A 4,261-nucleotide genomic window follows, 5' to 3' on the forward strand; every position below is an offset into this window, starting at 1 on the left:
TTCAATGTGATGAAATGAGTCAGCGAAGCTCATTCATCTGGAGATGCGAAGCGTATCAATTATCTTTCACTTCAGGCGACGGTACTCCACTTTGGACTATGGTTGAAGCAGTACAGCTTTCATCCTTATTTATAACTCTTTACCTTGCCATTCAGTCGTGCCTTGATAATTAGACAACTTATAGCTTTACTCACATGCTATTGTCCTCTTTGAGTTTCCTCTCTAAGTTAGTGAGTTGGTAAATGGGTTTGTATGCAGACTTCCCATCTCTTGTCTAAGGAGATTTTTCACACACCTTTATGGGCGCACTGCTGATCCATTCACAAGAATACAAATATAAGGTGGCGCTGGCACTGGCTTACCTGGCGTTGCTGTGAAATGCGAATAAGCCACAGGATAACCTGTAGCTTCAAGGATTTTTATTAATTCACCTAATGTCATTATTCAAGCGCCCTTTCGATACGTTTTGGCAATTCATCAATTACATACTCTTCAACTGGACGGATATGCACTTTAGCCTGAACGCGTCCACCACCAACTTTTGCATGACCATTTTCCAAAAGATGTGTGAGTTGCCCTTTTGAATTGTGGACGACAATAGATGTACCCTCTTTCTTCTTGCGCCAGCCTTTACGATAACCGCCTGTCTTTTTAGGGTTATTCTGCTTTAATTTTTCTACAGCAACATCAGCCACTTCTTCTTGTGCGGTTAACAATTCTTCTTCCACAACATTCGCATATCTTTGCAATTCTCTAGCAAGATCGCTCGCAAAATCATTCATATTAAACGTGCTCCTTTGCGATAATAGTCAATGTTTGATACATTTCATCATCATTCATTGGCGGTTCGATAATATCAAAGATACGACCCTTCATTTTAATTCGCATTAATTCTGTAATACCTGTTGTATAAGAAATTACAAAACGATACATTCGTGTAGACTGTGAAGCCGAAGCTTCCATATACTCCGAACCTTTTACCGTTTTTATCATTGCCCATGCTTTTTTAACTTCTTGCCAATTACCTGTTTCAACTTCTTGATTCAATTCATCTTTTATTACTTCAGGTTGTTCAATAACAATTCGATTTCTACAATCACCTGTATTCATTGGTTTCTTGTACTGAAAAGGACGCATATTAATCACCGTCCAACTTAATTTCTTCTAATGCTTTATCGATGCCTAAACTATTAATTTGACTTAAAAAATTCTTGTCAAAATACTCTAATGCATCATTATAAACATAACGAGAGCGTTCAAAGACTAATTCCTTGAACTCCTCGTCATTGTTTAAATCATAATTCCCACAAATCCTAAGTAATGCCTTATTAGATGTAGAAAGAATGCGCTTTAGGTTATCATCTTCATCATCACCCAAGTGCATCCTTTCTTTAAATTCCTGTAATATTCCAATCGAAATTACCTTATCCATTCACATCATTCCTTATTTAGTTTCTGGAGTTGTAGGTGGTGTGAAAGAAATCTTCAAGTCATATACAAGAGCTGCTTTATTATCTTTCGGTTTACCGTTAGCAAACTGTTTGATTGTATAAAGCGTAGCGTCTTCAATCGCTAACGTTTGATCAAACTTTTTCAGCTTATATCCACCAGCAATTGCTGCAAGATATTGACCTTTTACAAAGAATACTGCTTTTCCAACTGGAACTTCTTCAGATTCAACAGTTTGAATGTTATAAGGTAATGCCATTACCCATTGACCATTAGCAGTTTGAATTGTGTTACGTGCTTGTACACCAATTGCATCCACAGGATTTACAACCATCACAATTTTATTTAATACTTTGCGAGATTTGCCTTTTCCATCAACAGATAAAGCTTTTACCACTTCATAAAGCTCACCAGCAATTACTTCACCATGTTTAGATGGAGCGAATGTTAATGTACCAGATGATTTTTTATCAGTAACTGCGCCTGTAGTTGCATGTACATCTTTCATTAAACCTACAGGTTGATGCACTACTGATCCGCCACCATTTACATAACCAAATTCTAAACCTACTGAATACGATTCTACTAATAAAGTTCTAACATAACGTTCAACCCATACCGGCCCAAGCTCTAACATGTCATTCGGAATAGCTGCAAACGCAGTTAATTTAAGTTGACCAATCTTCTCTTCTCGGAACGCTGCGTTTACTTGTCCTCGAATTTCACCGAATAACTCGCCCCATGCATATGCTTTTGTTGCATCAGAATAAATGAACTTCGTTACAGCTCCTAAATCTTGTAGCCCTAAAGCATCAAGTAATGGATGTTCTGTTACTAAGTCTTCAAATACTCGTTCTTGTGTAGTTACCGGAAGAATTTCACCATCTTTAAATCCACCTTCTTGTACAACGCTATTAAAGAATTTTGTTTCAGCTGCAGTTAATACATTTTGACCGCGTTGTTGAAGAATAGAACGATCTAACATTTCATCATGTACTTGATTACGGACTGTGTGAATTACATCCATTTGCATTGCATCAAAGAAATTCTCAAATGCTGATGTTTGCTCTTTTTCTGTGCTTTCAGCGTTCGTTAGAGCATCCGTTAATTTTGCCTTCGCTGTATGAAATGCTTCAGATTTATTAAATGTAATGACCATTATGTGTTTCCCCCATTTTTTTATAATTTTAAAAGGAGCCCTTTAATCCCACTGTTTTTTACAGGTTTAGGATTTGGCTCCTTTGGTTGTTCTTCTATATTGTTTTGTAAATCATTCAGAATCTCGTTTTTCAGCCCTGATAAAGCGGCGTTTAAATCTTCTTTTGTAATTCCTTGACCTTTGTTCATTGTTCCAGTTCTAAAACCATCGATTACTTTCTGCGGAAGCATGGCAGCAGTAGCCGTTGAAGCAGTCATTTTAACTGGATTCTCCATAAACATGATTTCATCCGCGAAATTGTTTTCTAATGCTTGCTGCGGACCCATCCAAGTTTCTTCAGCCATCATGTTTAGTAGTTCTTCCTCAGATTTACCACTTTTAATGACATAGGCATTTACAATTGCTCGATCTGTTATTTTTAACATCTCAGCCGCCTTTTCCATGTCACGATGATCTCCACCATGCCACTTAGCAGCGTTGTGAATCATAATTTTTGCTGTTGGAGAGATTCGAACTTTATCACCTGCCATAGCAATTACAGAAGCTGCACTTGCTGCTAAACCAACAATTTGAACTTCCACATGACCAGGATAATTTTTTAATGCTGTATAAATTTCCGACCCCTCATCCACATAACCACCAGGACTATTGATTGATACAATTACATCCTCATTATTTGCGTTATCCAGTTGTTTTGTAATCTTACCTGGGCTTGTCGCATCCATTTCAAACCAATCATAAATCCAAACTTCATCATTTGAAATAATTGGCCCTTTCACGTCAATTTTCACTGTCATTTGTATTTTCACCTCCTTCGGATTCATTTAATTTCGTATAGTTCTTTGTAATATGATGGATATTTAAGTTTGGATCATCCGAAACTTCATATCCTACTTCTAATCGAATTTCGTTACCTGTAAATGCACTTGAAGAAACGAGTTTATCGATACTTGTCGCAAGGTCAAATACACTTTGATAAGAAACGGCTTTCATTTCAATCTTTTTACCGGAAAGGTACTCTTCTTTTTCAAAAAATTTAACGTTCGCTTCATCTGAAATCTTTTTTAACAAAGGGTTCACTGTGAAAAGCATGTAATTCTTCGTTTGCTTCTCTACATCAGCCATTTCCCCATACATCAAAGCAGTCGGAATACCAAAAGCCATTGCTACTTGATGTAAGAAGCCATTTGTTACTTTATTGATTTCCTCCACACTCTGACCAGAGTTTCCGCCACCTGATGTTTCAGCATACTTAAAACCTGGTTGTTGTGGAATGATAGCAACGTCTTTTTCTCCAATCGCTTTATACATGTCATCTATGAAATTTTGGAGTTTTGCTTGATGGTCTTTACTCTTTGCAGCAAGCATGTCCATATCGACTGTGGCACGAATTTGATTTTTACGCTTTTGAGAGCTTAATATCCTTCCAAATAAATCACCATAATCCGTAAACAAACCATCAATAAGAGGTGATAACTTGTCATTCCGATATCTTACATGCATGACTTCGCTTTGTTTAAAACTTCTCTTAAACTGATACTCTTTTACGGTAACATTACTAAAGGTGTCTTCAAACACAGCGTATTCATTATGTTCAAAGTCATCCGCAATCAGTAGATCACCATCATCAGCTTGTATAATGAGAGCTTCATT

At 37.0% G+C, this 4,261-nt stretch carries 7 protein-coding genes; all 7 read right to left on the reverse strand.

Going from position 1 to position 4,261, the window contains the following annotated elements; genetic code table 11:
• Positions 1-297: 297 nt before the first annotated feature.
• The gene (locus tag JDS99_RS29915; protein ID WP_199696377.1) at positions 298-441 is read right to left on the reverse strand and encodes a hypothetical protein; all 144 of its coding nucleotides are present in this window, start codon (positions 439-441) and stop codon (positions 298-300) included.
• Positions 441-782, reverse strand: coding sequence for an HK97 gp10 family phage protein (locus tag JDS99_RS29920; protein WP_199696371.1), 342 nt, complete (start codon positions 780-782; stop codon positions 441-443). The genes JDS99_RS29915 and JDS99_RS29920 overlap by 1 nt, the downstream gene beginning before the upstream one ends.
• 1 nt (position 783) lies before the next feature.
• Positions 784-1,137, reverse strand: coding sequence for a phage head closure protein (locus JDS99_RS29925; protein ID WP_199696372.1), 354 nt, complete (start codon positions 1,135-1,137; stop codon positions 784-786).
• A gap of 1 nt (position 1,138) precedes the next feature.
• On the reverse strand, positions 1,139-1,432 hold the full coding sequence (locus tag JDS99_RS29930; protein ID WP_199696373.1) for a hypothetical protein: 294 nt from the start codon (positions 1,430-1,432) through the stop codon (positions 1,139-1,141).
• A 12-nt stretch (positions 1,433-1,444) separates the two neighbouring features.
• Positions 1,445-2,608, reverse strand: coding sequence for a phage major capsid protein (locus tag JDS99_RS29935; protein WP_199696374.1), 1,164 nt, complete (start codon positions 2,606-2,608; stop codon positions 1,445-1,447).
• Positions 2,609-2,628: 20 nt separating this feature from the next.
• Positions 2,629-3,405: a head maturation protease, ClpP-related gene (locus JDS99_RS29940; RefSeq protein ID WP_199696375.1), complete on the reverse strand. Its 777-nt coding sequence runs from the start codon at positions 3,403-3,405 to the stop codon at positions 2,629-2,631.
• The coding region (locus JDS99_RS29945; protein WP_199696376.1) for a phage portal protein at positions 3,389-4,261 on the reverse strand (873 nt) is incomplete at its 5' end. The genes JDS99_RS29940 and JDS99_RS29945, both read right to left, overlap by 17 nt.

The sequence above is a fragment of the Bacillus cereus group sp. N6 genome, assembly GCF_016483705.1.
GTDB lineage: Bacteria > Bacillota > Bacilli > Bacillales > Bacillaceae_G > Bacillus_A > Bacillus_A wiedmannii.

Coding starts and splice junctions, on each gene's coding strand:
- JDS99_RS29940 (WP_199696375.1), bottom strand. CDS start 3,405: ATGACAGTGAAAATTGACGTGAAAGGGCCAATTATTTCAAATGATGAA.
- JDS99_RS29930 (WP_199696373.1), bottom strand. CDS start 1,432: ATGGATAAGGTAATTTCGATTGGAATATTACAGGAATTTAAAGAAAGG.
- JDS99_RS29915 (WP_199696377.1), bottom strand. CDS start 441: ATGACATTAGGTGAATTAATAAAAATCCTTGAAGCTACAGGTTATCCT.
- JDS99_RS29920 (WP_199696371.1), bottom strand. CDS start 782: ATGAATGATTTTGCGAGCGATCTTGCTAGAGAATTGCAAAGATATGCG.
- JDS99_RS29925 (WP_199696372.1), bottom strand. CDS start 1,137: ATGCGTCCTTTTCAGTACAAGAAACCAATGAATACAGGTGATTGTAGA.
- JDS99_RS29935 (WP_199696374.1), bottom strand. CDS start 2,608: ATGGTCATTACATTTAATAAATCTGAAGCATTTCATACAGCGAAGGCA.